The 25,155-nt window shown below is 66.0% G+C and carries 21 protein-coding genes, 1 tRNA gene and 3 rRNA genes; 15 read left to right on the top strand and 10 right to left on the bottom strand.

Annotated elements, in window-relative coordinates:
- Positions 1-40 precede the first annotated feature (40 nt).
- A complete protein-coding gene (locus DJ75_RS08870) occupies positions 41-1,807 on the top strand; it encodes a Cdc6/Cdc18 family protein (RefSeq protein ID WP_094524132.1) in 1,767 nt (588 codons plus the stop codon).
- Between the two features lie 81 nt (positions 1,808-1,888).
- Here the strand turns inward: DJ75_RS08870 and DJ75_RS08865 are convergent, their stop codons facing one another.
- On the bottom strand, positions 1,889-3,004 hold the full coding sequence (locus tag DJ75_RS08865) for a S26 family signal peptidase (RefSeq protein ID WP_254921917.1): 1,116 nt from the start codon (positions 3,002-3,004) through the stop codon (positions 1,889-1,891).
- Positions 3,005-3,121: 117 nt separating this feature from the next.
- Here DJ75_RS08865 and DJ75_RS08860 point away from each other — a divergent pair, with 117 nt between their 5' ends.
- Positions 3,122-4,864 (top strand): DNA-directed DNA polymerase II small subunit, encoded by a 1,743-nt coding sequence (locus DJ75_RS08860; protein WP_094524131.1) that lies wholly within the window; start codon positions 3,122-3,124, stop codon positions 4,862-4,864.
- Between the two features lie 187 nt (positions 4,865-5,051).
- Here DJ75_RS08860 and DJ75_RS08855 read toward each other — a convergent pair whose 3' ends face one another.
- The 4 genes from DJ75_RS08855 to DJ75_RS08840 form a co-directional block, all read right to left on the bottom strand.
- Positions 5,052-5,687: a YigZ family protein gene (locus DJ75_RS08855; RefSeq protein WP_094524130.1), complete on the bottom strand. Its 636-nt coding sequence runs from the start codon at positions 5,685-5,687 to the stop codon at positions 5,052-5,054.
- Positions 5,684-6,229, bottom strand: coding sequence for a hypothetical protein (locus DJ75_RS08850; protein WP_254921916.1), 546 nt, complete (start codon positions 6,227-6,229; stop codon positions 5,684-5,686). Before DJ75_RS08850 ends, DJ75_RS08855 begins: the two co-directional genes overlap by 4 nt.
- 4 nt (positions 6,230-6,233) lie before the next feature.
- On the bottom strand, positions 6,234-6,839 hold the full coding sequence (locus tag DJ75_RS08845) for a hypothetical protein (protein ID WP_094524129.1): 606 nt from the start codon (positions 6,837-6,839) through the stop codon (positions 6,234-6,236).
- A 66-nt stretch (positions 6,840-6,905) separates the two neighbouring features.
- The gene (locus tag DJ75_RS08840) at positions 6,906-7,829 is read right to left on the bottom strand and encodes an MBL fold metallo-hydrolase (protein WP_094524128.1); all 924 of its coding nucleotides are present in this window, start codon (positions 7,827-7,829) and stop codon (positions 6,906-6,908) included.
- A 126-nt stretch (positions 7,830-7,955) separates the two neighbouring features.
- Between DJ75_RS08840 and DJ75_RS08835 the strand changes: the two genes are divergently transcribed.
- On the top strand, positions 7,956-8,906 hold the full coding sequence (locus DJ75_RS08835; protein WP_094524127.1) for an NAD(P)H-binding protein: 951 nt from the start codon (positions 7,956-7,958) through the stop codon (positions 8,904-8,906).
- Entirely contained in the window at positions 8,903-9,571 is a 669-nt protein-coding gene (locus DJ75_RS08830; protein WP_094524126.1) for a hypothetical protein, read from the top strand. The genes DJ75_RS08835 and DJ75_RS08830 overlap by 4 nt, the downstream gene beginning before the upstream one ends.
- Before the next feature lie 178 nt (positions 9,572-9,749).
- Here the strand turns inward: DJ75_RS08830 and DJ75_RS18625 are convergent, their stop codons facing one another.
- A complete protein-coding gene (locus DJ75_RS18625) occupies positions 9,750-9,917 on the bottom strand; it encodes a DUF5786 family protein (RefSeq protein WP_170938337.1) in 168 nt (55 codons plus the stop codon).
- A 147-nt stretch (positions 9,918-10,064) separates the two neighbouring features.
- Here DJ75_RS18625 and DJ75_RS08825 point away from each other — a divergent pair, with 147 nt between their 5' ends.
- Complete coding sequence (locus DJ75_RS08825; RefSeq protein ID WP_094524125.1) at positions 10,065-11,111, top strand: DUF5784 family protein; 1,047 nt, start codon at positions 10,065-10,067, stop codon at positions 11,109-11,111.
- Between the two features lie 146 nt (positions 11,112-11,257).
- Here DJ75_RS08825 and DJ75_RS08820 read toward each other — a convergent pair whose 3' ends face one another.
- The gene (locus DJ75_RS08820) at positions 11,258-11,542 is read right to left on the bottom strand and encodes a DUF2795 domain-containing protein (RefSeq protein WP_094524133.1); all 285 of its coding nucleotides are present in this window, start codon (positions 11,540-11,542) and stop codon (positions 11,258-11,260) included.
- Between the two features lie 144 nt (positions 11,543-11,686).
- Between DJ75_RS08820 and DJ75_RS08815 the strand changes: the two genes are divergently transcribed.
- From DJ75_RS08815 to hemB, 3 genes are all read left to right on the top strand, one after another.
- Entirely contained in the window at positions 11,687-12,523 is an 837-nt protein-coding gene (locus tag DJ75_RS08815; protein WP_094524124.1) for a PHP domain-containing protein, read from the top strand.
- A gap of 25 nt (positions 12,524-12,548) precedes the next feature.
- The gene (locus DJ75_RS18620; protein WP_170938336.1) at positions 12,549-12,713 is read left to right on the top strand and encodes a DUF6757 family protein; all 165 of its coding nucleotides are present in this window, start codon (positions 12,549-12,551) and stop codon (positions 12,711-12,713) included.
- 96 nt (positions 12,714-12,809) lie between these two features.
- Positions 12,810-13,790 (top strand): porphobilinogen synthase, encoded by a 981-nt coding sequence (gene hemB / locus DJ75_RS08810; protein WP_094524123.1) that lies wholly within the window; start codon positions 12,810-12,812, stop codon positions 13,788-13,790.
- Between the two features lie 187 nt (positions 13,791-13,977).
- Here hemB and DJ75_RS08805 read toward each other — a convergent pair whose 3' ends face one another.
- The gene (locus tag DJ75_RS08805; RefSeq protein ID WP_094524122.1) at positions 13,978-14,220 is read right to left on the bottom strand and encodes a ferredoxin; all 243 of its coding nucleotides are present in this window, start codon (positions 14,218-14,220) and stop codon (positions 13,978-13,980) included.
- A 199-nt stretch (positions 14,221-14,419) separates the two neighbouring features.
- Here DJ75_RS08805 and DJ75_RS08800 point away from each other — a divergent pair, with 199 nt between their 5' ends.
- On the top strand, positions 14,420-14,674 hold the full coding sequence (locus tag DJ75_RS08800; RefSeq protein ID WP_094524121.1) for a hypothetical protein: 255 nt from the start codon (positions 14,420-14,422) through the stop codon (positions 14,672-14,674).
- An 82-nt stretch (positions 14,675-14,756) separates the two neighbouring features.
- A complete protein-coding gene (locus DJ75_RS08795; protein WP_094524120.1) occupies positions 14,757-17,435 on the top strand; it encodes a valine--tRNA ligase in 2,679 nt (892 codons plus the stop codon).
- Between the two features lie 28 nt (positions 17,436-17,463).
- Here the strand turns inward: DJ75_RS08795 and DJ75_RS08790 are convergent, their stop codons facing one another.
- Positions 17,464-18,519: a quinone-dependent dihydroorotate dehydrogenase gene (locus DJ75_RS08790; RefSeq protein WP_094524119.1), complete on the bottom strand. Its 1,056-nt coding sequence runs from the start codon at positions 18,517-18,519 to the stop codon at positions 17,464-17,466.
- 133 nt (positions 18,520-18,652) lie between these two features.
- On the bottom strand, positions 18,653-18,856 hold the full coding sequence (locus DJ75_RS08785) for a hypothetical protein (RefSeq protein WP_092564125.1): 204 nt from the start codon (positions 18,854-18,856) through the stop codon (positions 18,653-18,655).
- A gap of 326 nt (positions 18,857-19,182) precedes the next feature.
- Here DJ75_RS08785 and DJ75_RS08780 point away from each other — a divergent pair, with 326 nt between their 5' ends.
- The 5 genes from DJ75_RS08780 to rrf all read left to right on the top strand — a co-directional run bounded on the left by DJ75_RS08780 (position 19,183) and on the right by rrf (position 25,093).
- Positions 19,183-19,512, top strand: a complete 330-nt coding sequence (locus DJ75_RS08780) for a non-histone chromosomal MC1 family protein (protein ID WP_094524118.1) — start codon at positions 19,183-19,185, stop codon at positions 19,510-19,512.
- Positions 19,513-19,945: 433 nt separating this feature from the next.
- Positions 19,946-21,415: ribosomal RNA gene (locus DJ75_RS08775) — 16S ribosomal RNA — on the top strand.
- A gap of 163 nt (positions 21,416-21,578) precedes the next feature.
- Positions 21,579-21,650, top strand: a tRNA-Ala gene (locus tag DJ75_RS08770).
- Between the two features lie 264 nt (positions 21,651-21,914).
- Positions 21,915-24,831, top strand: a 23S ribosomal RNA gene (locus DJ75_RS08765).
- A 140-nt stretch (positions 24,832-24,971) separates the two neighbouring features.
- Positions 24,972-25,093 (top strand): 5S ribosomal RNA (gene rrf / locus DJ75_RS08760).
- Together the 16S, 23S and 5S rRNA genes with 1 tRNA gene alongside form the textbook arrangement of a ribosomal RNA operon.
- Positions 25,094-25,155: the final 62 nt, after the last annotated feature.

The following is a 25,155-nucleotide window of genomic DNA, read 5'->3' as shown; positions in this document are numbered from 1 at the left end:
AAACGGAGGGGTTCACATGGACGAAAACGGAGGGGTTCACATGGACGAAGGAGAGCACACACCACAGGCGGGCGAATCGGAGAACAGCGGCGGGGACATCGGCGACCCGTCCACGACAGACGAGGATCTCGACGACCCGCGTTCGAGTCCAGCGGACCCCGATCTCGACCCCGCCACTGAGGAACCCGATGGCTCGACCGAGCGTGCCGACCCTCCGAACGAGGATTCGAACGGTTCCCGACGCTCTTACTCCGACACCGACGTCGATGTGAACGCCGGCGCAGACGCCGATCCCGATGTCGGCGTCGACGTCGATACCGACGTTCCCGGCGACACCGACGTCGATGTCGGCAGCGGCGGCCGCGACCGCTCTTCTCCCGACGTCGATTTCGATGGGGTCGTCCTCGACGACGACGACGACGACAATCAGGGCCTGTTCGACGACCTCCTCTCGGGCGAACCCATATTCGAGAACAAGGAGGTGCTTCGTCCCTCCTACACCCCGCATGAACTCCCCCACCGAAACGACCAGATCAACCGGATGGCGACTATCCTCGTCTCCGCGTTGCGCGGCGAAACCCCGTCGAACATCCTCATCTACGGCAAGACGGGAACCGGGAAGACGGCCTCGGCGAAGTTCGTCTCTCAGGAACTCGAATCGACGTCACAGAAGTACGACGTCCCCTGTGAAGTCGAGTACATCAACTGCGAGGTGACCGACACCCAGTATCGGGTCCTCGCGCAACTCGCCAACACGTTCATCGAGAAGAACCAGCAGGTCATCGCGAACCGACTCGACCGGTGTCGCGAGCTCCGTTCCGCCGCCGTCGACGACGTCGGATCGCTTTCCGGGACCGAGTTCGCTACCCTCGAAGCGCTCGACGCGCGGATCGCGGACCTCGAGGACGACGCCGACGAGATGGAGGAGGTCCCGATGACGGGATGGCCGACCGACCGCGTTTACTCCACGTTCTTCGAGGCGGTCGACTACCACGAGCGCGTCGTCGTCATCATGCTCGACGAGATCGACAAGCTCGTCGAAAAGAGCGGCGACGACACGCTGTATAACCTCTCGCGGATGAACTCCGAGCTCGAGAAGTCCCGGATCTCGATCATGGGCATCTCGAACGACCTGAAGTTCACCGACTTCCTCGATCCGCGGGTCAAGTCCAGCCTCGGCGAGGAGGAGATCGTCTTCCCGCCGTACGACGCCAACCAGCTCCGGGACATCCTCCAACACCGCGCCGACATCTCGTTCAAACAGGAGGCGCTCACCGACGACGTGATCCCCCTCTGTGCGGCGTTCGCCGCGCAGGAACACGGCGACGCTCGCCGTGCGCTCGACCTCCTGCGCACGGCCGGCGAGCTCGCCGAGCGCTCGCAGGCGGAGATCGTGGCCGAGAAACACGTCCGGCAGGCCCAGGACAAGATCGAACTCGACCGGGTCGTCGAGGTCGTTCGAACCCTCCCCACCCAGAGCAAGATCGTCCTGTTCGCCGTGATCCTGCTCGAGAAGAACGGGGTTCACAACATCAACACCGGCGAGGTGTTCAACATCTACAAGCGGCTGTGCGAGGAGATCGACGCCGACGTGCTGACACAGCGACGCGTCACGGACCTCATCAGCGAACTCGACATGCTCGGGATCGTCAACGCGGTCGTCGTCTCGAAGGGGCGCTACGGCCGCACGAAGGAGATGGGATTGTCCGTCCCCGTCGAGGAGACCGAAGCGGTCCTGCTGTCCGATTCCCGCCTCGGCGACATCGAGAACGCGCAGCCGTTCGTTCAGGCGCGGTTCGACAACTGACTCGCGCTCCCGCTATCGGCAGCGTCACTCGACCCGCCCGCGGATCTCGTTCGGCGGTCTTGGGCTCGGTTCCGATCCTTCTCACGCAGACGCGCTCGCGATCGACCCTCCACCCGAAACGACGGGGTCACCGACCGCCGCCCGCCCACCGACCGCATCGGACTCGGTAGCCGTCCCGCGCTCGTCGACCGCGCCGGGCTCCGCCGCGGCGGTCGTCGCGACCACGTCGCTCAGCTCCGCCTGACCGCTCGCGATCAGCCGTACGTATCCGAGATACGGGACGCGCACCCGCGCGACGCCGGTCAGCCACTCGGCCTTGACCGGCGCCGCGAGCCCGTTCGCCTGGTCGTACGCGGCGTTGTTGTCGCCGAGCGTGATGAACCCGTCGTGAGGGGCCGGGCAGTGGCGGAGGTCGGCGCACCCCGTCGCGCTGTGGTACTCGTCGTCGGCCCGGTCGTACCAGTTCTCCCCCTCCTCGACGTGAAACATCGCCCGGTGGATGATCGGCGAGGCGGTCCGTCCCGGCGGCCGGTATATCACCACCGACCCGTACGACCCGAACGTCCGGTAGTCGACGGTTCGGCCGTCCTCGTACGTCACCACCCCGACGTCGTTGTCCGCCTCGTCCGGCGCGAGCCGTCCGGGTTCCGTGACGAACACGAGGTCGCCCACCTCCATGTTGGGCTCCATGCTGCCGGACTCGACGGCCACCATCGGGGGCCACACGCCGCTGACTCCGAACAGGATCAACCCGATCACCAGCACGATCGCCACGCTGGAGAGCATCTCTCGAATCCACATCAGGACGCCTTCCCTGTCGTGCCGGAACCGATGGAGGAGGCTTTCCGTCTCGTTCCGTTCCGACCCGCCGCGACCTCGCTCCGCTCTCTCCTCGCGGTCCTCGATCCCGGGAAAATCGTGCCGTTCGGTCGACTCGTCTCCCTCGGACGCGTCGATCGGACCGGTCGTATCCGCCGGATCAGTCGGGTCAGACGCCTCGGCCGAATCGGTCGATTCGGACGGATCGACGGGATCAGTCGGATCGGACGAGTCGGCCGGATCGGCCGAGTCTCCCGAGTGGGCCGGACCGTCCGATTCCGGCTCGTCGCGCGGCCCTCGTTCCTCTCCGTCGTCGTCCGACGCTGCCCTTCGCTCGGCCGGATCGCCGTCGGTTCCCGGCCGATCCCCTTCGTCCATTACGTCCGGCTTGTCGGGTTTCGGTGATAAGCTTCCGGGTCACGGCTCTCGTCGGGTCGCGGGACGGCGGACCCGTCCTCCGGAACCGTTTTGAGTCGCACCCCCCTCTCGACTGTCGTGCCGCTGGAGTCGAACGCCCGGATCGTCAAGGAACTCGCCAGACGGGGCTACAACGCGGAGCGAGAGGCAGTCACCCTCCTGGCGAGCGCTCCCGACTCCGCAGCCGCCCTCGAATCGGCCGTCGACCGCGCACCCGACGACGCCCTCCGGATCACCGCCGACCACGTCCGCACGGCGGTCGGTTCCGACGACGTCGCCGATTCCGAGATCACGACCGGCGCCGATGCTGACCCTGGCGCCAACGCCGCCCCAGGCGCCAACGCTGACCCTGGCGCCAACGCTGACTCCGGCGCCGCCGCTGACCGTCACGCCGACGCTGACCGTCACGCCGACGCTGACCGTCACGCCGCCGCTGACCGTCACGCCGACGCTGACCGTCACGCCGACGCTGACCCCGGCGCCGACTCCGGAGCCCCGACCGGCTCGAACCCTGACTCAGCCCTTGATACGGGCCGATCTCCAGTCGAAACGGAGGGGTCCGGGGATGACGTTCGCACCGATTCGACCGACGGGCGCTCCGACCGCGACGCGGACCGCAGAGAGCTGGAGGTCGGCAACGACATGACGGGACGGAGCACCGGTACCGGCGAGTACGCCGACTTCGTCCGGACGTTTCGCGACCGGTACGAGCGTCTCTCGAAGGTCCTTCGGGGTCGCGTCAACCACCGGCCCGCCGAGGCGATCGCAGACATGCCCGGCGGCAGCGACGCCGCGATGATCGGGCTCGTCAACGATATCCGCTCGACGAAGTCCGGCCACTGGCTCGTCGAACTGGAGGACACCACCGGGACGTTCCCCGCGCTGGTGATGAAAGACAAGGGGCTCGCCGACGTCGTCGACGAGATCCTGATGGACGAGTGCGTCGCCGTCGAGGGGACGCTCGCTGACGACTCCGGAATCTTATTCGCCGACTCGCTGCACTTCCCGGACGTTCCCCGTACCCACAGAACCGGGGCGGCCGACCGCCACGTCCAGGCCGCGCTGATCTCCGACGTCCACGTCGGCAGCGACGAGTTCATGGCCGACGCCTGGCACCGCTTCACCGACTGGCTCCACACGCCCGAGGCCGAGCCGGTCGAGTACATCCTCCTCGCCGGCGACATGGTCGAGGGGGTCGGCGTCTATCCCGATCAGGACGAGGAGCTGGAGATCGTCGACATCTACGATCAGTACGAGGCGTTCTCGGAGCACCTCAAGGAGGTGCCGGCGGACACCGAGGTCGTGATGATCCCGGGGAACCACGACGCGGTCAGGCTCGCCGAGCCCCAGCCCGGGTTCAACGACGAGATCCGCGACATCATGGACGTCCACGACGCGCAGATCGTCTCAAACCCGGCCACCGTCAGCGTCGAAGGCGTCGACGTACTGATGTACCACGGCGTCTCGCTCGACGAGGTGATCGCGGAGCTCCCCGAGGAGAAGGCGAGCTACGACGAGCCGCACAAGGCGATGTACCAACTGCTGAAGAAGCGCCACGTCGCCCCGCAGTTCGGCGGCCACACCCGCGTCGCCCCGGAGGAGCGCGACTACCTCGTCATCGAGAACGTCCCCGACGTGTTCCACACCGGGCACGTCCACAAGCTCGGCTGGGGGAAGTACCACAACGTCCTCGCCGTCAACTCCGGCTGCTGGCAGGCGCAGACCGACTTTCAGAAATCCGTCAACATCGACCCCGACGCCGGCTACGCGCCGATCCTCGACCTCGACACCCTAGAGATGACCGTTCGAAAGTTCTCGTAGCCGTCGCTGCCTCCGTATCGGGTCCGACCGGTCGACGGCTGAAGTCGGATACCGCCGCACCACCCGTGACGTGACCGTCGCCCGCGGCGCACTGGGCGGGAGCGCGACGCACCGCCGCGGGGCCGTTCCGTTTCGACTCCGTCGCCCGTTCGCCATTCGAACCCTCCTCGCCCGCCGACTCCGCGGTCTACCGGTCGATCTCGACCCGACCGCTCGTCGCGCTGTTGAGCCGTTCGACCAGTTCGTCGACCTCGGCCACCGGAACGCGGAGATCGAACCGCACGCGCTCTTCGTAGTCGGCGTCGAACGCGACGCCGGAGGACTCGATCACGCCCCGAACGGTCCCCGAGTCGTCGTACCCCGTCTCCACGACCAGCCGCCGGTGCGGCCGCTCCTCGACGACCCCGGCCGCGTCGACGCCTTCCTTCACCGCCCGCGAGTAGGCTCGCGCGAGCCCCCCGACCCCGAGGTTCGTCCCGCCGTAGTAGCGGGTCACCACGGCGACGGCGTTGCGGATCTCGCGCTGCTGGAGCACGTTGAGCGCCGGCTTCCCGGCCGACCCGGAGGGCTCCCCGTCGTCGGAGGAGTACTCCCGGAGCATGGGCTCGCGCCCGGGCGTCCGCTCGGACGCCTCGCCCGCGGGCACCCGGTACGCCGGCACGTTGTGGGTCGCGTCGCCGTACTCCGCTCCGACGCGCTCGATGAACTCCTCGGCCTCCTCGACCGTGTCCACCGGGGCGACGTGGCCGAGGAACTCCGAGCCCCGGACCTCGAACGTCGCCGTCGAGGGCTCCGCGACGGTCAGGTACGTCTCGTCCGTCACGGGTCGGCACGCTCCTCGGCGGGTTCGTCGCTCTCGGCGGTCGATCCCCCCCGCCGCTCGAGCACGACGCCCGTCGGCGGCGCGAGCCGATAGAGCGCGAGGAACGCGGCGACGCCGACGAGCTCCGCCCCCTTCGCGACGATAGCCAGCGGGTCGCCCGCGATCGCCGAGCCGGCCGCGGCGCCGTGCCAGCCGACGTAACCGAGGAGGAACGCCGCGAGGGTCCCGGCGCCGAGCGCGTACAGCCGCCGGTACTCGGGCGCGCGCAGCGTCGCGACCGCGACGGCGACCGTGAACGCCCCGCCGAGCAGGAACACGTAGGGGCGCGGATCGCCCTGACCGCCCAGCCGCGGCCACGCCCACAGCAGGTGGACCGCGGCGCTCAGCATCGCGGCCTGCACCGCGACCGCCCGAACGACCCGTTTCCTCGGGGCGTCGCGGGCGTCGTACCCGCCGGGGTTCGAGGGGTCGGCGGAAGGACCGTCGTCCGGTTCCGGCTCCGGCGCCGATCCGGTCTCTCCCTCCGACGTCGACGCGCTCATCGGCTCACTCCCACGGGCGGTTCCCGGGGGCGTCCGGCCACAGCGGGTACCAGTACGACTCGTCGTCCTCCAAGCCGAGCTCCCCGTCGAGGACGGACTGGAGCTTGAACTCGACCTGCTGGTTCCGGTCGCTCGTCCCCTTCGGCGAGAACGGGTAGTACGCGCCGCGCCGGAACGAGTAGATCCAGTAGGCGTCGACGTCGCCGCGCTCGAAGCCGAAGACGGCGGCGAGCAGTCTGGACCCGAACCCCTCCTCGATGAACTGATCGGCCGCGAAGTGGACGCTCGTCACGAGGTCCTCCGGGTCGTCGTCCTCGAGGACGAACCACTGGTAGCCGTGGTCGTCCTCGTGGCGGTGGAACCCCGTCCCCGTCTCGATCTCGCCGGCCTCCAGGATGGCCTCGACGGTCTCGACGGCGTCGTCGAAGCGGGTGCTATCCACGCCGGAGAAACACAGCGCGGCCTCCCCGCAGTGGTCGTAGCCGAGGTCCGCCTCCATCGTCATGTACGCGGTCGACATCCCGAAGAGGTCCTCTGGGTCGGCCTCGCGGGTCGCGTCCGTCTCGGCGCTCGTCCCGAGCACGGCGCGGATCGTGTCGAAGATGCCCATTGATGAATCGGACCTAGGCGACGCGGGGTTTAGGCAGTTTCCGTCGGGAGCGCCACGCCGCTGGGGTCACTCCCCCTCGTTCTCCGCGACGTAGTCGAGGTACCCGAGGACGCCCCGAACGTTCAGACTCGCGTTGGCGCGGGCGCGCTCCGGGTTCCAGAACTCGACGTCTCGCTCCGCCGCCGCCTCGAAGTGCTCGACGACCGCGTCGTCGTCGCCGAGTTCCTCGCGCTTCTCGCGGATCGCCTCCACCCACTCCACGTACGCGCGCTTGATCTCGCCGGTCAGCTTCGGCTCGTATTTGCGGGGGCCGAAGTGCCCGAAACAGAGGACGTCCGGTTCGAGCCCCTCTATCGTCCGGACGTCGGCGAGGCACTGGTCGAGGTCGAACTGCGGGGGGGGCGTCGTCGGCTCGATCCCGTCGACCGCGGGGACGTAGATCCCGGCCGCGTCGGCGGTGAAGACGACATCGGCGTCGGGGTCGTGGTAGATCGCGTGGTGGGGCGCGTGCCCCGGCGCCTCGTGAACGACCAGCTCGCGGTCCCCGAGGTCGATCCGGTCGCCCTCCGCGAGCCCCGAGATCCGGCCTTCGGGAACCGGGTCGGGGTCGTCGTAGTACCGCCACTGGTCTTCCACCGCGGACTTCGTCCCGGCGACGAGCGCCTCCGGGTCGACGAGGTGTCGCACTCCCTTCTCCGGCACGACGACCTCCGCGCTCGGGTAGCGCTCGGCGAGGTGACCCGCCCCGCCGGCGTGGTCGAGGTGGGCGTGGGTCGGCAGGATCCACGCGAGCTCCTCGCGGTCGATCCCGACCTCGGCTATCGTCTCGTACAGCGCCTCGCGGTTCGCGCCGGTGCCGGTGTCGATCACGATCGGGCGATCGGCGTCGTACACGTACACGGCCCCGTACTCGTCGGTGTCGAACATCCCGGTGTCGTGGACGTACAGGTCCGGTACCCCACGAACCGGCTCGTACTCGCCTGCGTGCATGTCCCAACGAGCACCGCGCGGGCCCTTCTAGGGATCGGTCCCGGCGACCGAGGGGCCCGCCGCCCCCGAACCCGGACGCGAATCGCCGTGACCGGTGCTTATAGTCCTCCCGCCCGAGTGATCGGTATGCGCGTGCTCGTCACCGGCGCCACGGGATTCGTCGGTACCAGGCTCGTCCCGACGCTCCTCGACCGCGGCCACGACGTCGTCGCCCTGGTCCGCGACGCCGACGGCTACGCTCCGCCCCCCGGGGTCCACGTCGTCGAGGGCGACCTCCTGGAGCCCGACACCCTCCCGCCGGCGTTCGAGATCGACGGCGACCCGGTCGACGCCGCCTACTACCTCGTCCACTCCATGGACGGCGGTCCCGGCTACGAGGAACGCGACCGCAACTGCGCGACCAACTTCGTCGAGGCGGCGTCGGCCGCGGGCGTCGACCGCGTGATCTACCTCGGCGGCCTCGGGGAGGACCGCGAAGAGCTCTCCGAACACCTCCGATCCCGCCGCGAGGTGGAGCGGATCCTCGAGACGGGCGACCCGGCGCTGACCACCTTGCGGGCGGCCATCATTATCGGTGCCGGGAGCGCGAGCTTCGACGTCATCCACGGGCTCGCGAGCCGGCTCCCGGTGATGACGACGCCGAAGTGGGTCGACACGCTCTGTCAGCCGATCGCGATCGACGACGTCGTCGGCTACCTCACCGGCGTCCTCGAAGCCCCGGAAACGCGAGACGACACGTTCGAGATCGGGGGGCCAGACGTCTTGACCTACGCCGAGATACTCCGCCGAACCCGCCGACAGCTCGGGCACAGGCTGTGGATCATCCGCGTGCCGGTGTTGAGCCCGGAGCTATCGGCGAAGTGGCTCCGACTGGTGACCGACGTGAACCCCTACCTGGCTCGCTCGCTCGTCGAGGGACTCCGCAACACCGTGATCGTCGAGGACGACCGGATTCGCGACCTCGTGCCGATCGAACAGACGCCCTTCGAGGTCGCCGTCGCGAGGGCGATCGACCGCCCCCGTCGCGGCGACCCGACCGAAGCGGTCTCGGCGACCGACGTCGAGGTCGAACCGTGAGCCGGAACTACGGCGAGACGTGGGTGTACGAGAGCCTCGTCGGCGGGATTCCCGGCCTGGGGATCTCCCGTACGCTCGCCGTCGCGATCCAGTTCCTCCTGTTTCAGATCGGCGTCCTCGCGCTCGGCTGGTACTACGGGCTGTGGGACGCGGTCCTCGCGGGGACGGTGGCCGTCCTCGTCGCGGCGATCGGAAGCGTCGAGATGCACCGACTCGGCGCCGCTAACCGCCGCCTCTCGACGCCTCCCGAGCACAAGCGGCTGCTGTTCGGGTCGAGTATCGAGATCGTTCTCGGCGTGCTCGCGTTCATCGCGCTGCTCACGTACGTGATCGCGTGGGACGGGACGCTGATCGAGCGCCTGTTCGGTCCCAACCCGCCGATCCCGGTGGTGTACCTCACCCTGTTGATCCTGTGGGACCTCACCTACCGGATCGGTACGTCGTGGTGGAGCGCGGTCGTCGCCCTCTGGCGGGCGGTGAACGTCGATCTCTCCCCGAGCGAGGCCTCGCGGGTCAGGCGTCTCGACGCGGAGAACATCGGATTCTCGGCGCTCCAACTGGTGCTCGTCCCGTTCCTGCTCGAGGAACCGATCCTGCTCGGCGCCGTCGTCGGTCACGTCCTCGCGGTCGCGATCGTCTGCTCGGCCGCGATCGCGTTGACCTGACCGATCGGTCCCCTCCGAGAGCCGCCGCGCTCACGGATTTCGGTCTCGGAGGCGCTCGGCCTCGCTACTCGTCGGTCCCGCCGCTCGCCGGTTCCGCCGCTCGTCGGCTCGCTACTCTGCGGTCATTGGTTCAGAAGGAAGTCGACGGATCCGCAGAAACGCGGTCCGAGTCGCCGTCTCACTCGCCCTGCAGCTCCTGGAACTTGTCGAGGAGTGCCTCCGCGGAGTCGCCGGAGTCGTACGTGAGCGATCCGGAGTACTCCGGCCGCTCGGCGTCGAAGTCGGCGTCGACTTCGCTGGTCTTCTTCTCGCGACGCTCGTGTTCGGCCTCGTCATAGGCACCCATTGACATGGTACACCATACCTTAGATATAATCGTTGATATATGTGTCGGTGAATTGTCTGTTCATCGAAACGATAACGACGACGCGGCCGCGCGGCGTCGCATTCGCGCCACCGGAAGCGATTAGACCCGGCGACCGGTAGCACCGCCGTGGCACAACCGCTCCGATTCAGGCGCGCTCCCGGTCGGTGGAGCGCCGACCGGGTCCGCTCGCAGCTCGAGCGGCCGCTCGACGACAACCTCGGAGCGACCGCGAGCGACCCGTGGTTCAGCCCTCCGCCCGGGTACGACGCGCGGCGGTTCGACATGGACGACGGCTCGTTCGCCCTGTTCTGCTGGACCGACGACGACGGCGACCCGCCCGCGGGGGCGAGCGGCGGCCCGACCGGATACTGGATCGGCAACACCGAGACGCCCAGCGAGCTGTGGCGCACGGACAAGTACGCCTTCGACGAGGTCCCGTACCCGGTCTCGCGGTGGGTCCAGCGGGAGCTGCTCGCGGCGCTGCACGACGACGAGCCGTGGCTCGCGGCGTACCCGCACGTCTCGTGGTACTTCCTCCCCGTGTTCTGCTCGAAGGACGGCGCGGAGACGACGCGGGCGTTCTTCCGCGACCACGCGGCCGGGTTCCCGGACGCGACGCGCGAAGAGGGAACCGGGTTCGTCGAGGAGACGCTCCGGCCGGGAATCCTCGACGACTACCGCGAGACGATGGCGGGCAAGCTGGGCACGTCGGCGTCCCTCGACCTCGTGCGGATGAGCGCGACGATGGCGGAGTTCACCGCGGCGCGGATCCTCAGCGAGTCCGGCTACGACGTGACCCCCGAGGTCGAGGTGACGACCGGACACTCGCTCGACTTCCGCGCGACCGATCCGGACACCGGGCGCTCGTTTCTCGTCGAGGTGACGCGGCCGCAGCCCGCCTCGAACCGGTCCGCGAGCGGCCCCGTCGCGGCGGTCCGCGACACCGCCGAGACGAAGACGAGCGGCCAGCTAGAGGCGCACGGCGGGGGCGTCACGCTGCTCGTCGACTGCACCTCGTTCCCCGCGGACGACTGGGCCGCGGTCCGGGGCGCCGAGCCGGACGTCCGGCACCGCCCGGCGGTCGTCCTCCGTGCGCGCCCGAACGGGCGCGTGGAGGGATACAGGAAGGGATCGGTGCCGATCGACCTGTCGCCGGCGATCGACTGGGTGTAGCGTCGGCTGGTGTGGCCTCGGATCGTCTCCGCCACGCGCCGCACACCCGCCACGCGCCGGACACGATGTGAACGTCACCGTCGGCGACGCTCGCGGCGCTGGCGACGCGGCAGCGGCGGAAAAATGACCCCGGTCTGCGGCCCCGTTCAGAACGAGACCGGCGACGGCCCGTCCTCGGCGTCGGTCGTCGGGTCGCGGTCCGAGTAGAACCGGCGACCGACTCCGCGGTGACAGACACCGGCGCGGAGCGTGGTGAACACGTCTTCCGCGTCGTCGAACGTCTGCTCTCCGAACCGCTCTAGCACGTCACCGAGACGCTCGGATCCCTCCGCGAGCTCTACGGTCGCGTTCCCGTGGGCCGCGATCAGTTCCTCCGAGGTCGTCGGATATTGGTGCCGTTCGAGTCGGTCGTCGACGCCGTTCAAGCGCATCATCAGGTGGAAATCCCCGATGGTTCTTAATGATTGTCCATGCACAACCTTAGTCGAGGATATCTAATTATATTTCCTTATATTGGTGTGCGTTCACAGGCGACTATCGTCGGCGCTTAGTACGGGGGTCGACGAACGGGACTCATGGACACGGACCGGATCGTCGCCGACCTCCACGCGCACACCACCGTCTCGGACGGCACCATGACGGTCGCGGAGCTCGCGGCGACCGCCGCTGACGCGGGCCTCGACTGCGTCGCCGTCACCGACCACGACCGGGTCCACCCCGACCTCGACGCGCCCGTCGTCGAGCGCGAGGGGCTCCTCGTCGTTCGAGGGATCGAACTGCGCGTCGACGCCGGCTTCGAGCGGCTCGATCTGCTCGGGTACGCGGTCGACCGCACCGCGGCGCTCGACGCCGAGACCGATCGGCTGCAGGCGGACCGGCAGCGCCGCGGGGCCGCGATCCTCGACGCGGTGGAGGAGCGGCTCGACGTCGACCTCGGCGTCGAGCCTCGCCCCGGCCTCGGGCGACCGCACATCGCCCGCGCCATCGAGGAGTCGGCGGCCCCGTACGACTACGCGGGCGCCTTCGACGAGCTGATCGGGAACGACGGGCCCTGCTACGTCGCCCGCGAGGTGACCGGGCTGGAGCGCGGCGTCGAGCTCCTCCGGGACGCGTGTGCGTTCGTCGGGCTCGCGCACCCCTTCCGGTACGACGACGTCGACGCCGCGCTCGACGTCGCCCGCGAGCTGGACGCGGTGGAGCGGTTCTACCCGTACGGCCGCCCGGTCGACGACGCGCGGGTCGAGCGGGTCGCCGCGGAGAGCGACCTCCTCCTGACGGGCGGGAGCGACGCTCACAAGCGGACCCTCGCCGAGGCGGGGCTGACCGCGGAGGCGTTCGAGCCCGTCCGCGACCGGCTGCCCGACCCGCCCGCGAAGGGGACCGGATCCCTCCCGATCGACGAACAAGATTAAGCCCGACGCCGATAGAGTAGCGACTATGCGGTGTCACTACTGCGACCGAGAGGCCACGTATGAGGCCGAGCAGAGCGGCGTGGTCGTCGGCCTCTGCGAGGAGCACTTCAAGGAACGCGTCGAGGAGCTCGCGGAGTCGGACGAGCTCGCGTCGCTCCGCGACCGGATCGACGTCGAGTCGTCGGAGTAGAGCCCCTCCTCGTCGTCTTCGGCCGACCTCCCGCACCTCCCGCGTCGACTCGCCGCGGACGGATCATAAAAGACCGCCCGGAGCCAACGCTCCGGTATGCACCCCACCGACCGGCCGCGGCGGCTCCGGACCGACGGCGTCCGTCCGCTCGTCAGCGAGCACTCGCTGTCTGCGTCGGACCTCGTCGCGCCCGTCTTCGTCGACGCGACGACCGACGAGCGCGTCCCGATCGAGACGATGCCGGGCCACGAGCGCGTCCCCGTGAGCGAGGCCGTCGACCGCGTCGAGGAAGTCCGCGAGACCGGCGTCGAGGCCGTGATCCTCTTCGGGGTCCCCGAGTCGAAAGACCCCGAGGGGAGCCGGGCGTACGCCGAAGACGGGGTCGTCCAGCGCGCTATCCGCCGTATCGCCGCCGAGACCGACGCCTACGTCATCGGTGACGTCTGCCTCTGCGAGTACACCGACCACGGCCACTGCGGGGTGATCGAGGCGGCGGCGGAGACGGATCCGACGCTCACCGTAAAGAACGACGAGACGCTGGAACTGCTCGCGGAGACCGCCGTCTCGCAGGCCGACGCGGGCGCGGACATGGTCGCGCCCTCCGCGATGACGGACGGGCAGGTGCGGGCGATCCGCGAGGCGCTCGACAGGGCCGGCCACGAGGACGTGGCGATCATGAGCTACGCCGTCAAGTACGAGTCGTCGTTCTACGGCCCCTTCCGCGACGCGGCCGACGGGGCGCCCGCCTTCGGCGACCGCCGCCACTACCAGATGGACCCCGCGAACCGCCGCGAGGCGCTCCGCGAGGCCCGGATCGACGCTGAGGAGGGCGCGGACGTGCTGATGGTGAAACCCGGGCTCCCGTACCTCGACGTCGTCGCCGACCTCCGGCGGGAGTTCGAACACCCCGTCGCCGCGTACAACGTCTCCGGCGAGTACGCGATGCTACACGCCGCCGCCGAGAAGGGGTGGCTCGATCTGGAGGCGACCGCCCACGAGTCGCTGCTGTCGCTCAAGCGCGCGGGCGCCGACCTGATCGTCACGTACTTCGCCGAGGACCTGGCTGATCGCTTATAAACCGAAGCGGACGGAGATCGGCGCCCTTAGCGATCGTTCATCTCGGTGCGTGCCTCGGGGCGCCCTGATAAGGGTGCGAGGAGCCCAACGAGATGCGCGAGTCCTCGCGACTGGTGAGTTTTGGAGGTTTTCGCCGTCGATCTACCAGTAGCGATTCATAAGTGATCGATCGAGATCCCGCGGTCGTTCACACCACCTGCTCGCCGTCGTCGTCGTACACCTCGATGGCGTCGACCGGGCAGACCCGCGCCGCGAACTTCGCGTCGAACTCCTCGCCGTCGGGCACCTCGACCACGAACACGTCCTCCTCCTCTTCTTCGCTCCCCCGCAGGTCGGCTTTCCCGTCGTTCAGGTTCTTCTCGAAGGCGTCCCACTCGGCGACGCACTGATACATCCCGACGCAGGTGTCGCGGTCGAACTTCACGCGCATGCCTCCCACTTCGGCGACGCGGTACAAAGCGCTGGCGACGAGCGGCGTGGCCCGCTGCCGAGTCGAATTCGAAGCAAATCACCGGTAACTGCCCCTTTGAGTCTCCCCGACCGCGACCGCTCTCCGAAATCGATTGTCGCCGCCGATTTCTCACAGCCCGACCGTCCTTTTTAAGCCTCGCAGGCACCCATCGCCGCGTATGACTACGGTCTGGCTCGTCGACCGGCAGTTCGACTCGAAGGGGCTCGTGCGGCTCACTTACGCCACCGAGGACGGCGAGCGGATGCACACGAAGGAACTCGCCGAACAGCGGCTCGTCACGGGCGACGGGATCACCGCCGGCCGCGAGGTCGACGAGAGCGCGCTCGGGGAGAGCCCCGACGAAGAGGCCGAGCGGTTCGCCGCGGAGGCCTCGCGGATGGCCGCCGAGCACGACCTCGACGACGTGGTGTGAGTCCCGAGGCGGGCGACGCGGCGTAGCGCGCGCCCCTACAACCGAGGCCGTTAAGGGGGAACCGCGGGAAGGTGAGCGTGAAATGCCCAGTGGTGAGTACGACCCCGAGACCGTCGAGCCGCGGTGGCAGCGGCGATGGGTCGACGAGGAGACGTACGCCTACCCCGACGACGACCCGGTCGACCCGAACACCGTCTTCTCCATCGACACCCCCCCGCCGACGGTATCGGGGAGCCTCCACATGGGTCACCTGTACGGGTTCACCCTCCAGGACTTCGTCGCGCGCTTCGAGCGCATGAACGGCGGCGAGACGTTCTTCCCGTTCGGCTACGACGACAACGGCATCGCCTCCGAGCGGCTGACCGAGGACGAGCTCGACATCCGCCATCAAGACTTCGAGCGCCGCGAGTTCCAGGCGAAGTGCCGCGAGGTCTGTGCTGACTACGAGGAGCAGTTCACCGAGAACGTCCAGTCGCTCGGCGTCTCCGTCGACTGGGACCACACCTACCAGACGATCGAGCCGCGCGTCCAGCGCGTCTCCCAGCTGTCGTTCGTCGACCTGTACGACCAGGGCCGCGAGTACCGCGAGAAGGCCCCCGCGATCTGGTGTCCCGAGTGCGAGACCGCGATCTCGCAGGTCGAGACGGAGGACGACGAGCAGGCCAGCCACTTCAACGACATCACCTTCCCCGTGGCCGGGGATGACGGGACCGCCGACGGCCCCGAGGAGTTCGTCATCTCGACGACGCGACCCGAGCTCCTCCCGGCCTGCGTCGCGGTCTTCGTCCACCCCGACGACGAGGCGAATCAGAACCTCGTCGGCGGGTCCGCCGAGGTCCCGCTGTTCGGCCACGAAGTTCCGATCATCGCCGACGAGCGCGTCGACATGGAGACCGGCTCCGGCATCGTGATGTGCTGTACGTTCGGCGACCAGAACGACATCGAGTGGTACCAGGTCCACGATCTGGACCTCCGCGTCGCCATCGACGAGTCCGGCCACATGACCGACGTCGCCGAGGGGTACGAGGGGATGCACTCCTCGAAGGCCGCCGAGGCCATCGTCGAGGACCTCGACGAGGCGGGCGCGCTGCTCGACCGCCGCGACATCACGCACACCGTCAACGTCCACGAGCGCTGCGGGACGAGCGTCGAGTTCCTCGTCACCGAGCAGTGGTACATCGAGATGCTCGACAAGACCGACGAGTACCTCGAGATCGGGCGGGAGATGGAGTGGTCCCCCGAAAAGATGTTCACCCGGTACGAGCACTGGGTCGAGGGGCTCCAGTGGGACTGGCTCATCTCTCGCCAGCGCTCCTCAGGCATTCCGTTCCCGGTGTGGTACTGCGAGGACTGCGGCGAGGTCGTCGTCGCCGAGAAGGCCGACCTCCCCGTCGACCCCCTCTCGGACGATCCGCCGGTCGACGCCTGCCCCGAGTGCGGGCACGACGCGTTCGAACCCGAGGACGACGTGCTCGACACGTGGGCCACCTCCAGCCTGACGCCGCTGATCAACGCCGGCTGGGACTGGGACGAGGAGGCCGAGGAGTTCACCATGGAGCACCCGGAGCTGTACCGGTTCGACCTCCGGCCGCAGGGCCACGACATCATCAGTTTCTGGCTGTTCCACACGCTGGTGAAGTGCTACGAGCACACCGGCGAGGTCCCGTTCGAGGAGACGATGATCAACGGTCACGTCCTCGACGAGAACCGCGAGAAGATGTCGAAGTCCGTCGGCAACGTCGTCGAGCCCGAGGAAGTGCTCGCGGAGTTCCCCGTCGACGCCACGCGCTACTGGGCCGCCGGCACCGCCGTCGGCGACGACTTCCCGTTCAAGCAGAAGGACCTCCGCGCGGGCGAGAAGCTGATCCGGAAGCTGTGGAACGCCTCGAAGCTCGTCGAGTCGCTGGCGCCGGAGCCGTACCCGGACGCGCCGGCCGACGAGGAACTCCGCGAGCTCGACCGCTGGCTGCTCGCCGAGCTCGACGACCGGGTCGAGCGGCTCACCGAGCTGTTCGAGGACCGCGCGTTCTCGAAGGCCCGCGACGAGCTCCGGAGCTTCTTCTGGAACACGTTCTGCGACGACTACCTCGAGATCGCCAAGCAGCGCGAGGACGCCGCCGCGGCGTACACCCTCAGGACGGCGCACCGCCGGTTCCTGAAGCTGTTCGCGCCCCTGCTCGCGCACGTGACGGAGGAGCTCTGGCACGACATGTACGCGGACGGAGCGAGCGACCCCGACGCGGTCGACGCGCCGATCGCCGACGGCGCGCGCGACTCGATCCACCTCGCCGACTGGCCCGAGCCGCTCGGCTTGGAAGCGGACCACGAGGCCGGCGCGGCGGCCACGGCCGTCGTCGGCGTCCTCCGGAAGTACAAGAGCGAGAACCAGCTCCCGCTGAACGCGGAGCTCGACGCCGTCGAGGTGTACGCGGACGTTCGCGGTTTCGAGGACGACATCACGGGCGTGATGCACGTCGCCGACCTGACGGTCCACCCCGACGAGGACGCACCGGTCGAGACGGTGATCACCGGGATCGACCTCGACTACGCGACCGTGGGCCCCAAGTACGGGAACCAAGTCGGCGACATCGAGGCCGCCATCGCGCGGGAGGAGTACGAGATCGACGGCGACGAGCTCCGCGTCGCCGGCGTCACGCTCGTCGGCGACGAGTTCTCGATCGAGGAAGAGCGACAGTACCGAGGCGACGGAGAGCTGCTCGAGGCCGACGACGTCGTCGTCATCGTCCGCGCCGAGGCGTAAGCCGACCGCCGCCCGTCGACACCGTCTTCTACAGGTCCGCCCCGACCGCGTCGTCGACTGAGTCGAAGCCGTCTCGGTCGAGCAGTTCGAGCAGTCCCTCGTTGATGTCGCGGGCGAGGCTCGGTCCCTCGTACACGAGTCCCGTGTACAGCTGCACGAGCGAGGCCCCGGCGCGTATCTTCTCGTACGCCCCCGCCGCGTCAGCGACCCCGCCGACCCCGATCACGGGGACGTCGGTTCGCTCGGCGACGAACCGGATCCGGTCGGTGGCGAGGTCCTCGATGGGTTTCCCGGAGAGGCCGCCGCGTTCGGCGCGGTTCGGGCTCTCCAACGATTCCGGCCGGGAGGTCGTGGTGTTGGTCGCGATGACCCCGTCGAGACCGAGGTCGTCGACGACCCCGAGTGCGTCCCCGACCGCGGGCTCCGGCAGGTCCGGCGAGAGCTTCACGAGGAGGGGACTCGCGCCCGCGTCCGCGAGCCCGCCGAGTATCTCCTCTAACGCCTCGCGGTTCTGCAGCTCCCGAAGCCCGGGCGTGTTCGGACTCGAGACGTTGACGACGAAGTAGTCGCCCGCGTCCGCGACGCGCTCGTACGTGTACAGGTAGTCGTCCGGCGCGTCCGCGAGCGGCGTCGACTTCGACTTCCCGATGTTGATCCCGACCGGCACGTCGGGCATCGGATCCCGGTCGAGCCGGGCGCCCACGGCGTCCGCGCCCTCGTTGTTGAATCCCATCCGGTTTATGAGCGCCTCGTCTTCGCGGAGTCGGAACAGTCGCGGCCGCGGGTTCCCCGGCTGTCGCTCGGCCGTCACGCCGCCGACCTCGACGTGGCCGAACCCGAGCGACGCGAGCGCGCGCGGCACCTCCGCGTTCTTGTCGAACCCGGCGGCCACGCCGATCGGGTTCGGGAACGAGTTTCCGAACGCCTCGACCCGCAGCCGCGGGTCGTCGACGACGTACCGCTCGCGCAGTGCGGTCTCGACCGGAGTCCCCTGTACAGTCCGCAACAACCGGTGTGTCATCCCGTGTGCCGTCTCCGCCGGCAGACCGAATAGGGCCGGCTTCAACAGGTCGTACGCGCCCATCGTTTCCACCTCGTTACGAGCGGGCATCAATCCGCCGACCGACGGGCGGTCGCCCGCGCGTCGCACGCCGGCGTCGCGGTCGCTCGCGGCGGCGAGTCGGCGGCCCGGGCGAAGGCCGAAAACGAGATCCGGTTCAGAAGTCGTGCTCGAGCTGCTCGGGATTTGAATCTGCCTTCTGGATGATTATCTTCCCGTCTCGGACCCGCACGAACACCTCGTCGCCGATCTCCATGCCGGCGACGGCGAGCTCGTCCTCGTGGAGATTCACGTGGACGTTGTGGTACTCCCCCTCGTCGTCCTTGGCGCCACTGGGGCTGAGCTTCTTTTTACGGACCATCGCGGTTGTACTGGTCGCACTTCGCCATAGCAGACACATAAGTGTTGTTTACCCGAATCCGCACTCCACGGGCCCACCGGGCGGTCCGAGACCCTCATTCGGTGCCCTCGGTTCGCTCTTTCGTCGCCTCGCAGTCGCCCGCGCCAGCCGCGCACGGACGGTCGGTTTGTGTTACCCTTCGTCCCGCCGTTCAGAATCGATCGATTTTGACCGGCCAAAACCGCTAGCCCGGACGGAGTTAATATAAAAATCTTTTGCCGATCAGCTTTCATTTACCCGATATATTTATTACACACTGTGTGTTGGATTCGCATGGAGCACAAACCATGGTACGTGAAGACGGTAAGCGAAACTTCGCCCTTCGAGAGGAAGACGGATCGGAACCGAGCGAGTTCTCTGGGAACATGCCCCGTCAGGCCGCGCTCAAAGCGGCCCGAACGCTCGAGCCGGCTCCCTCCGAGGAGGAGGCGGAGCGAACCACGCTCCGTCTCCGTGAGAAAGGCACAAAAAAGGTCCACGAGTACGAGGGCTGGGCCTGGAAGGATAGCGCCCCCGAGGTCGACGAGGCGGACGACGAATTCTGGCTCAACGACCTCGACGACATCACGAAGGCCAACGTCTCGAAGCAAGGAATTGAGTACATCGACGAGGAGTAACTTCCGGGGCCGTTCGACCTTTTTTGATACCGTCTCGCGTAGCTGTGGGTTCGTTCACAGTTCCCCGGCATGAAACCGCATGACGTGGCGTCGATGCTTCGACGGGGTTAAATACAACCCGGGCATCGTGACTAATGCGAAGAACGCATCCGCGAACTCGGGCCGTTCAACTCGGCCCGGTTTCGCTGGACTTGGAACGCTTCGATGGGTTTATGTCCCCTCGAAGGGTACAATCAAGTCCGCGAAGATGAGGATTTCGCCCCCTGCGCTCCGGCGTAAGAGGAAATCTGATGTGAGCCGTGGTAGTTCGGTGTCATCCAGATCGCTGGCTGACCCGGACACCACATAGACCATGCAATGGTGTTTTGACTCACCGAGAGTCAAAACCCGCCAACACCCCCTCCGAGCCGGGAACCAGGTTCAGAGGTTATACATTCCGGTTGATCCTGCCGGAGGCCATTGCTATTGGGATTCGATTTAGCCATGCTAGTCGCACGAGTTCAGACTCGTGGCGAATAGCTCAGTAACACGTGGCCAAACTACCCTTCGGACTACAATACCCTCGGGAAACTGAGGCTAATAGTAGATACCACAGTCCACCTGGAATGAGGACTGTGCTAAATGCTCCGGCGCCGAAGGATGTGGCTGCGGCCGATTAGGTAGACGGTGGGGTAACGGCCCACCGTGCCAATAATCGGTACGGGTCATGAGAGTGAGAACCCGGAGACGGAATCTGAGACAAGATTCCGGGCCCTACGGGGCGCAGCAGGCGCGAAACCTTTACACTGCACGACAGTGCGATAAGGGAATCCCAAGTGCGTAGGCATAGAGCCTACGCTTTTGTCCACCGTAGGGAGGTGGACGAATAAGGGCTGGGCAAGACCGGTGCCAGCCGCCGCGGTAATACCGGCAGCCCGAGTGATGGCCGATCTTATTGGGCCTAAAGCGTCCGTAGCTGGCCGCACAAGTCCATCGGAAAATCCACCCGCTCAACGGGTGGGCGTCCGGTGGAAACTGTGTGGCTTGGGACCGGAAGGCGCGACGGGTACGTCCGGGGTAGGAGTGAAATCCTGTAATCCTGGACGGACCGCCGATGGCGAAAGCACGTCGCGAGAACGGATCCGACAGTGAGGGACGAAAGCTAGGGTCTCGAACCGGATTAGATACCCGGGTAGTCCTAGCCGTAAACAATGCCTGCTAGGTGTGGCTCCCACTACGAGTGGGTGCTGTGCCGTAGGGAAGCCGCTAAGCAGGCCGCCTGGGAAGTACGTCCGCAAGGATGAAACTTAAAGGAATTGGCGGGGGAGCACTACAACCGGAGGAGCCTGCGGTTTAATTGGACTCAACGCCGGACATCTCACCAGCATCGACTGTAATAATGACGATCAGGTTGATGACCTTATCCGAGTTTCAGAGAGGAGGTGCATGGCCGCCGTCAGCTCGTACCGTGAGGCGTCCTGTTAAGTCAGGCAACGAGCGAGACCCGCATCCTTACTTGCCAGCAGCACTGCGAAGTGGCTGGGGACAGTAGGGAGACCGCCGTGGCCAACACGGAGGAAGGAACGGGCAACGGTAGGTCAGTATGCCCCGAATGTGCTGGGCAACACGCGGGCTACAATGGTCGAGACAAAGGGTTCCTACTCCGAAAGGAGACGGTAATCTCAGAAACTCGATCGTAGTTCGGATTGTGGGCTGCAACTCGCCCACATGAAGCTGGATTCGGTAGTAATCGCGTGTCATAAGCGCGCGGTGAATACGTCCCTGCTCCTTGCACACACCGCCCGTCAAAGCACCCGAGTGAGGTCCGGATGAGGCTCGTTTCACGAGTCGAATCTGGGCTTCGCAAGGGGGCTTAAGTCGTAACAAGGTAGCCGTAGGGGAATCTGCGGCTGGATCACCTCCACAGACCCGAGACTCGCCCTCTGGGCGAGCTCACCTTTCGACCGTCTCTCAAGACGGTCACTACTCATGCATGGTCACGTGTCCGTTCACCCACCGATCTGGACACCGACGAACTACCACGGTTCACACATCACAAGCGCAGAGCCTTCCCACCGAGGGAAGGTGGGCTCATAGCTCAGCGGTAGAGTGCCTCCCTTGCAAGGAGGATGCCCTGGGTTCGAATCCCAGTGAGTCCATGTCCCCCAGCGTGAATCCGTCCCCTTAAGTGGGAGACGCGATTCCGTTGGGTTACGACGACCGATGCACCATCCCGGGAAACCGCGGATGGGAAGGGTTCGACGAACTCCCCGCCAGGGAGATTCGATGACGACCGTGTATACGTGCGATCCAGACGTCCACTGAACTCATACGAGTTCGTGGAACGTCAGTGAACCATATACAGTCGGGTGACACTATGTCACTTGACACCGTTGGAGGTTCCTTCCGGAACCGTCCAACAACACTACTGGCTACTGTGCCAGCTGGTGAATGGCTCGGCTCGAGAGCCGACGAAGGACGTGCCAAGCTGCGAAAAGCTCATGGGACCCGCATGGAGGGAAAGAACATGAGATTTCCGAATCGGAATCCGTTTACAATTGCTTTGCGCAATAGGGAACTCCCTGAATTGAAACATCTCAGTAAGGGAAGGAAAAGAACGCAACCGCGATGTCGTCAGTAACCGCGAGTGAACGCGACACAGCCCAAACCGAAGGTCTTCGGACCAATGTGGTGTTCGGGTTGACAACCAAAACGCGACCCACTCTCAGAAGTCTCCTGGAACGGAGCGTGAAACAGGGTGACAACCCCGTACGAGAGTGCAGTACCGTTGGCGTCAATACCAGAGTAGCAGGGGTCGGATATCCTCTGTGAACAACTCAGGCATCCCCTGAGAAGGCTAAACACTCCTCGAGACCGATAGCGAACAAGTAGCGTGAGCGAACGCTGAAAAGCACCCCGAGAAGGGCGGTGCAATAGGGCCTGAAATCAGCTGGCGATCGAGCGACAGGGCGTACAAGGCGTCTCTCAAAACGACCGAGAAGCGATTCTCTAGTAGGAAGAGAGACGAGCCGACGTCGTGTCGTGCGTTTTGAAAAACGACCCAGGGAGTGCACTTGATTGGCAAGTCTAACTCGTGAACCGAGGAAGGCGCAGGGAAACCGATACGGCCGCAGCACATACGTGCGAGGGCCACCGTGTTCAAGCGCGGGGAGTCAATTGGGTGCGACCCGAAACCAGGCGATCTATACGCAGGCAGGGTGAAGCGTGGCGAAAGCCACGTGGAGGCCCGTTAGAGGTGGTATTCTACAATATCCTCTCGTGATCTGCGCATAGGGGTGAAAGGCCCATCGAGCCTGGCAACAGCTGGTTCCAACCGAAACATGTCGAAGCATGACCTCTTCCGAGGTAGCCCGCGGGGTAGAGCTACCGATTGGATGACCCGCCTCCGAGAGGAGTCGGCCATCCTGTCAAACTCCAAACCCGCAGGCGCTGTAGACGAAGGGAGTCCGGTGTGCGGGGTAAGCCTGTGCACCATGAGGGGAACAACCCAGAGCCGGGTTAAGGTCCCAAAGTGTAGATTAAGTGCGATTCGAAGGTGGTCTCAAGCCCTAAACAGCCGGGAGGTGAGCTTAGAAGCAGCTACCCTCTAAGAAAAGCGTAACAGCTTACCGGCCGAGGTTTGAGGCGCCCAAAATGATCGGGGCTCAAATCTACCACCGAGACCTGGCCGTGCCCGTCACAGGGCAACCGCGTAGGTTGGCGTTCTGTTCGGATGGAAGCCCGGGCGAGAGCTCGCGTGGACCGTTCAGAAACGACAATCCTGGTCACAGTAGCAGCGATAGTCGGGTGAGAACCTCGACGGCCTGATGAGCAAGGGTTCCTCGGCACTGCCACTCAGCCGAGGGTCAGCCGGTCCTAAGATGCACCGCAACTCGACTGCATCAACGGGAAACTGGTTAATATTCCAGTGCCATCGTGCAGTAAACGTCGACGCCGTGTGGAACGCTGAGCCGGGCCTTCGCCCGGTCGAATCATGGAAACTCGTGGAAGCCGTCACGGCACGAAGCGAGCGAACCGTGAGATAGCGCAAGTCAGCCGTACATAGGGCCCGTGAAAAGACAAGCACGATGTCCGTACCGAGATCCGACACAGGTGCTCTGGCAGCGAAAGCCACGGCCTGTCGGGAGAACCGACGTTAGGGAATTCGGCAAGTTAGTCCCGTACCTTCGGAAGAAGGGATGCCTGCTCTCTACGGAGCAGGTCGCAGTGACTCGGGCGCTCCGACTGTCTAATAACAACACAGGTGACCGCAAATCCGCAAGGACTCGTACGGTCACTGAATCCTGCCCAGTGCGGGTATCTGAACACCTCGTACAAGAGGACGAAGGACCCGTCAACGGCGGGGGTAACTATGACCCTCTTAAGGTAGCGTAGTACCTTGCCGCTTCAGTAGCGGCTTGCATGAATGGATAAACGAGAGCGCCACTGTCCCAACGTTGGACCCGGTGAACTGTACGTTCCAGTGCGGAGTCTGGAGACCCCCAAGGGGAAGCGAAGACCCTATAGAGCTTTACTGCAGGCTGTCGCTGAGACGTGGTCGCCGATGTGCAGCATAGGTAGGAGACATTACACAGGTACCCGCGCTAGCGGGCCACCGAGTCAGCATTGAAATACTACCCGTCGGTGACTGCGACTCTCACTCCGGGAGGAGTACACCGGTAGCCGGGCAGTTTGACTGGGGCGGTACGCGCTCGAAAAGATATCGAGCGCGCCCGAAGATCATCTCAGCCGGGTCGGGAATCCGGCGAAGAGCGCAAGAGCACAAGATGGTCTGACAGTGTCATTCCCAACGAGTGACGCTGACGCGAAAGCGTGGTCTAGCGAACCTACGAGGCTCCGGAATGGGGCCCGTAGATGACAGAAAAGCTACCTTAGGGATAACAGAGTCGTCACCCGCAAGAGCACATATCGACCGGGTGGCTTGCTACCTCGATGTCGGTTCCCTCCATCCTGCCCGTGCAGAAGCGGGCAAGGGTGAGGTTGTTCGCCTATTAAAGGAGGTCGTGAGCTGGGTTTAGACCGTCGTGAGACAGGTCGGCTGCTATCTATTGGGGGTGTCAAGGTACTTGACGTGAACGAACGTATAGTACGAGAGGAACTACGTTTGGTCGCCACTGGTGTACCGGTTGTGTGAGAACGCAATGCCGGGTAGCCACGCGACACGGGGTAAGAGCTGAACGCATCTAAGCTCGAAACCCACATGGAAAAGAAGTACCGTTGAGGTCACTCGTAGAAGACGAGTTCGATAGACTCGGGATGTACGCACCGAGGCAACGAGGTGTTGAGTCCACGAGCACTAACAGACCGAAGCCACAATCATACGGCACTGACACCACACTCGCATGAGTTCAGGCGGTAACTGGATCGCACGTATACACGGTCGGCCGATCGCGAGATCGGAACCACCGACACAGGCGTCTCTCAGCGGAGAGGCTCGGTTCGAATCCGAGCGTCGGCGTAAAGGCGGCCAGAGCGGTGGGGAAACACCCGTACCCATTCCGAACACGGAAGTTAAGCCCACCAGCGTACCGGGAAGTACTGGAGTGAGCGATCCTCTGGGAACCGCGGTTCGCCGCCTGCCCAATCAGGCTCTCGTCCGGCTGGACGAGCAGGCGCCCGTGCTCGGCCGCGCCGAGGTCGGCG

The sequence above is a fragment of the Halorubrum sp. Eb13 genome (assembly GCF_002252895.1).
Taxonomy (GTDB): domain Archaea; phylum Halobacteriota; class Halobacteria; order Halobacteriales; family Haloferacaceae; genus Halorubrum.
The sequence above is the reverse complement of the archived record's forward strand: the minus strand, read 5'-3'. Positions and strand labels throughout refer to the sequence as shown.

Excerpts from the sequence above, each read along its gene's own strand:
- hemB (WP_094524123.1), top strand. The coding sequence starts at position 12,810 with ATGCACCCCACCGACCGGCCGCGGCGGCTCCGGACCGACGGCGTCCGT.
- DJ75_RS08785 (WP_092564125.1), bottom strand. The coding sequence starts at position 18,856 with ATGGTCCGTAAAAAGAAGCTCAGCCCCAGTGGCGCCAAGGACGACGAG.
- DJ75_RS08800 (WP_094524121.1), top strand. The coding sequence starts at position 14,420 with ATGACTACGGTCTGGCTCGTCGACCGGCAGTTCGACTCGAAGGGGCTC.
- DJ75_RS08850 (WP_254921916.1), bottom strand. The coding sequence starts at position 6,229 with ATGAGCGCGTCGACGTCGGAGGGAGAGACCGGATCGGCGCCGGAGCCG.
- DJ75_RS08845 (WP_094524129.1), bottom strand. The coding sequence starts at position 6,839 with ATGGGCATCTTCGACACGATCCGCGCCGTGCTCGGGACGAGCGCCGAG.
- DJ75_RS08865 (WP_254921917.1), bottom strand. The coding sequence starts at position 3,004 with ATGGACGAAGGGGATCGGCCGGGAACCGACGGCGATCCGGCCGAGCGA.
- DJ75_RS18620 (WP_170938336.1), top strand. The coding sequence starts at position 12,549 with ATGCGGTGTCACTACTGCGACCGAGAGGCCACGTATGAGGCCGAGCAG.
- DJ75_RS08835 (WP_094524127.1), top strand. The coding sequence starts at position 7,956 with ATGCGCGTGCTCGTCACCGGCGCCACGGGATTCGTCGGTACCAGGCTC.
- DJ75_RS08815 (WP_094524124.1), top strand. The coding sequence starts at position 11,687 with ATGGACACGGACCGGATCGTCGCCGACCTCCACGCGCACACCACCGTC.
- DJ75_RS08805 (WP_094524122.1), bottom strand. The coding sequence starts at position 14,220 with ATGCGCGTGAAGTTCGACCGCGACACCTGCGTCGGGATGTATCAGTGC.
- DJ75_RS08840 (WP_094524128.1), bottom strand. The coding sequence starts at position 7,829 with ATGCACGCAGGCGAGTACGAGCCGGTTCGTGGGGTACCGGACCTGTAC.
- DJ75_RS08870 (WP_094524132.1), top strand. The coding sequence starts at position 41 with ATGGACGAAGGAGAGCACACACCACAGGCGGGCGAATCGGAGAACAGC.
- DJ75_RS08780 (WP_094524118.1), top strand. The coding sequence starts at position 19,183 with ATGGTACGTGAAGACGGTAAGCGAAACTTCGCCCTTCGAGAGGAAGAC.
- DJ75_RS08820 (WP_094524133.1), bottom strand. The coding sequence starts at position 11,542 with ATGCGCTTGAACGGCGTCGACGACCGACTCGAACGGCACCAATATCCG.
- DJ75_RS08795 (WP_094524120.1), top strand. The coding sequence starts at position 14,757 with ATGCCCAGTGGTGAGTACGACCCCGAGACCGTCGAGCCGCGGTGGCAG.
- DJ75_RS08790 (WP_094524119.1), bottom strand. The coding sequence starts at position 18,519 with ATGGGCGCGTACGACCTGTTGAAGCCGGCCCTATTCGGTCTGCCGGCG.
- DJ75_RS18625 (WP_170938337.1), bottom strand. The coding sequence starts at position 9,917 with ATGGGTGCCTATGACGAGGCCGAACACGAGCGTCGCGAGAAGAAGACC.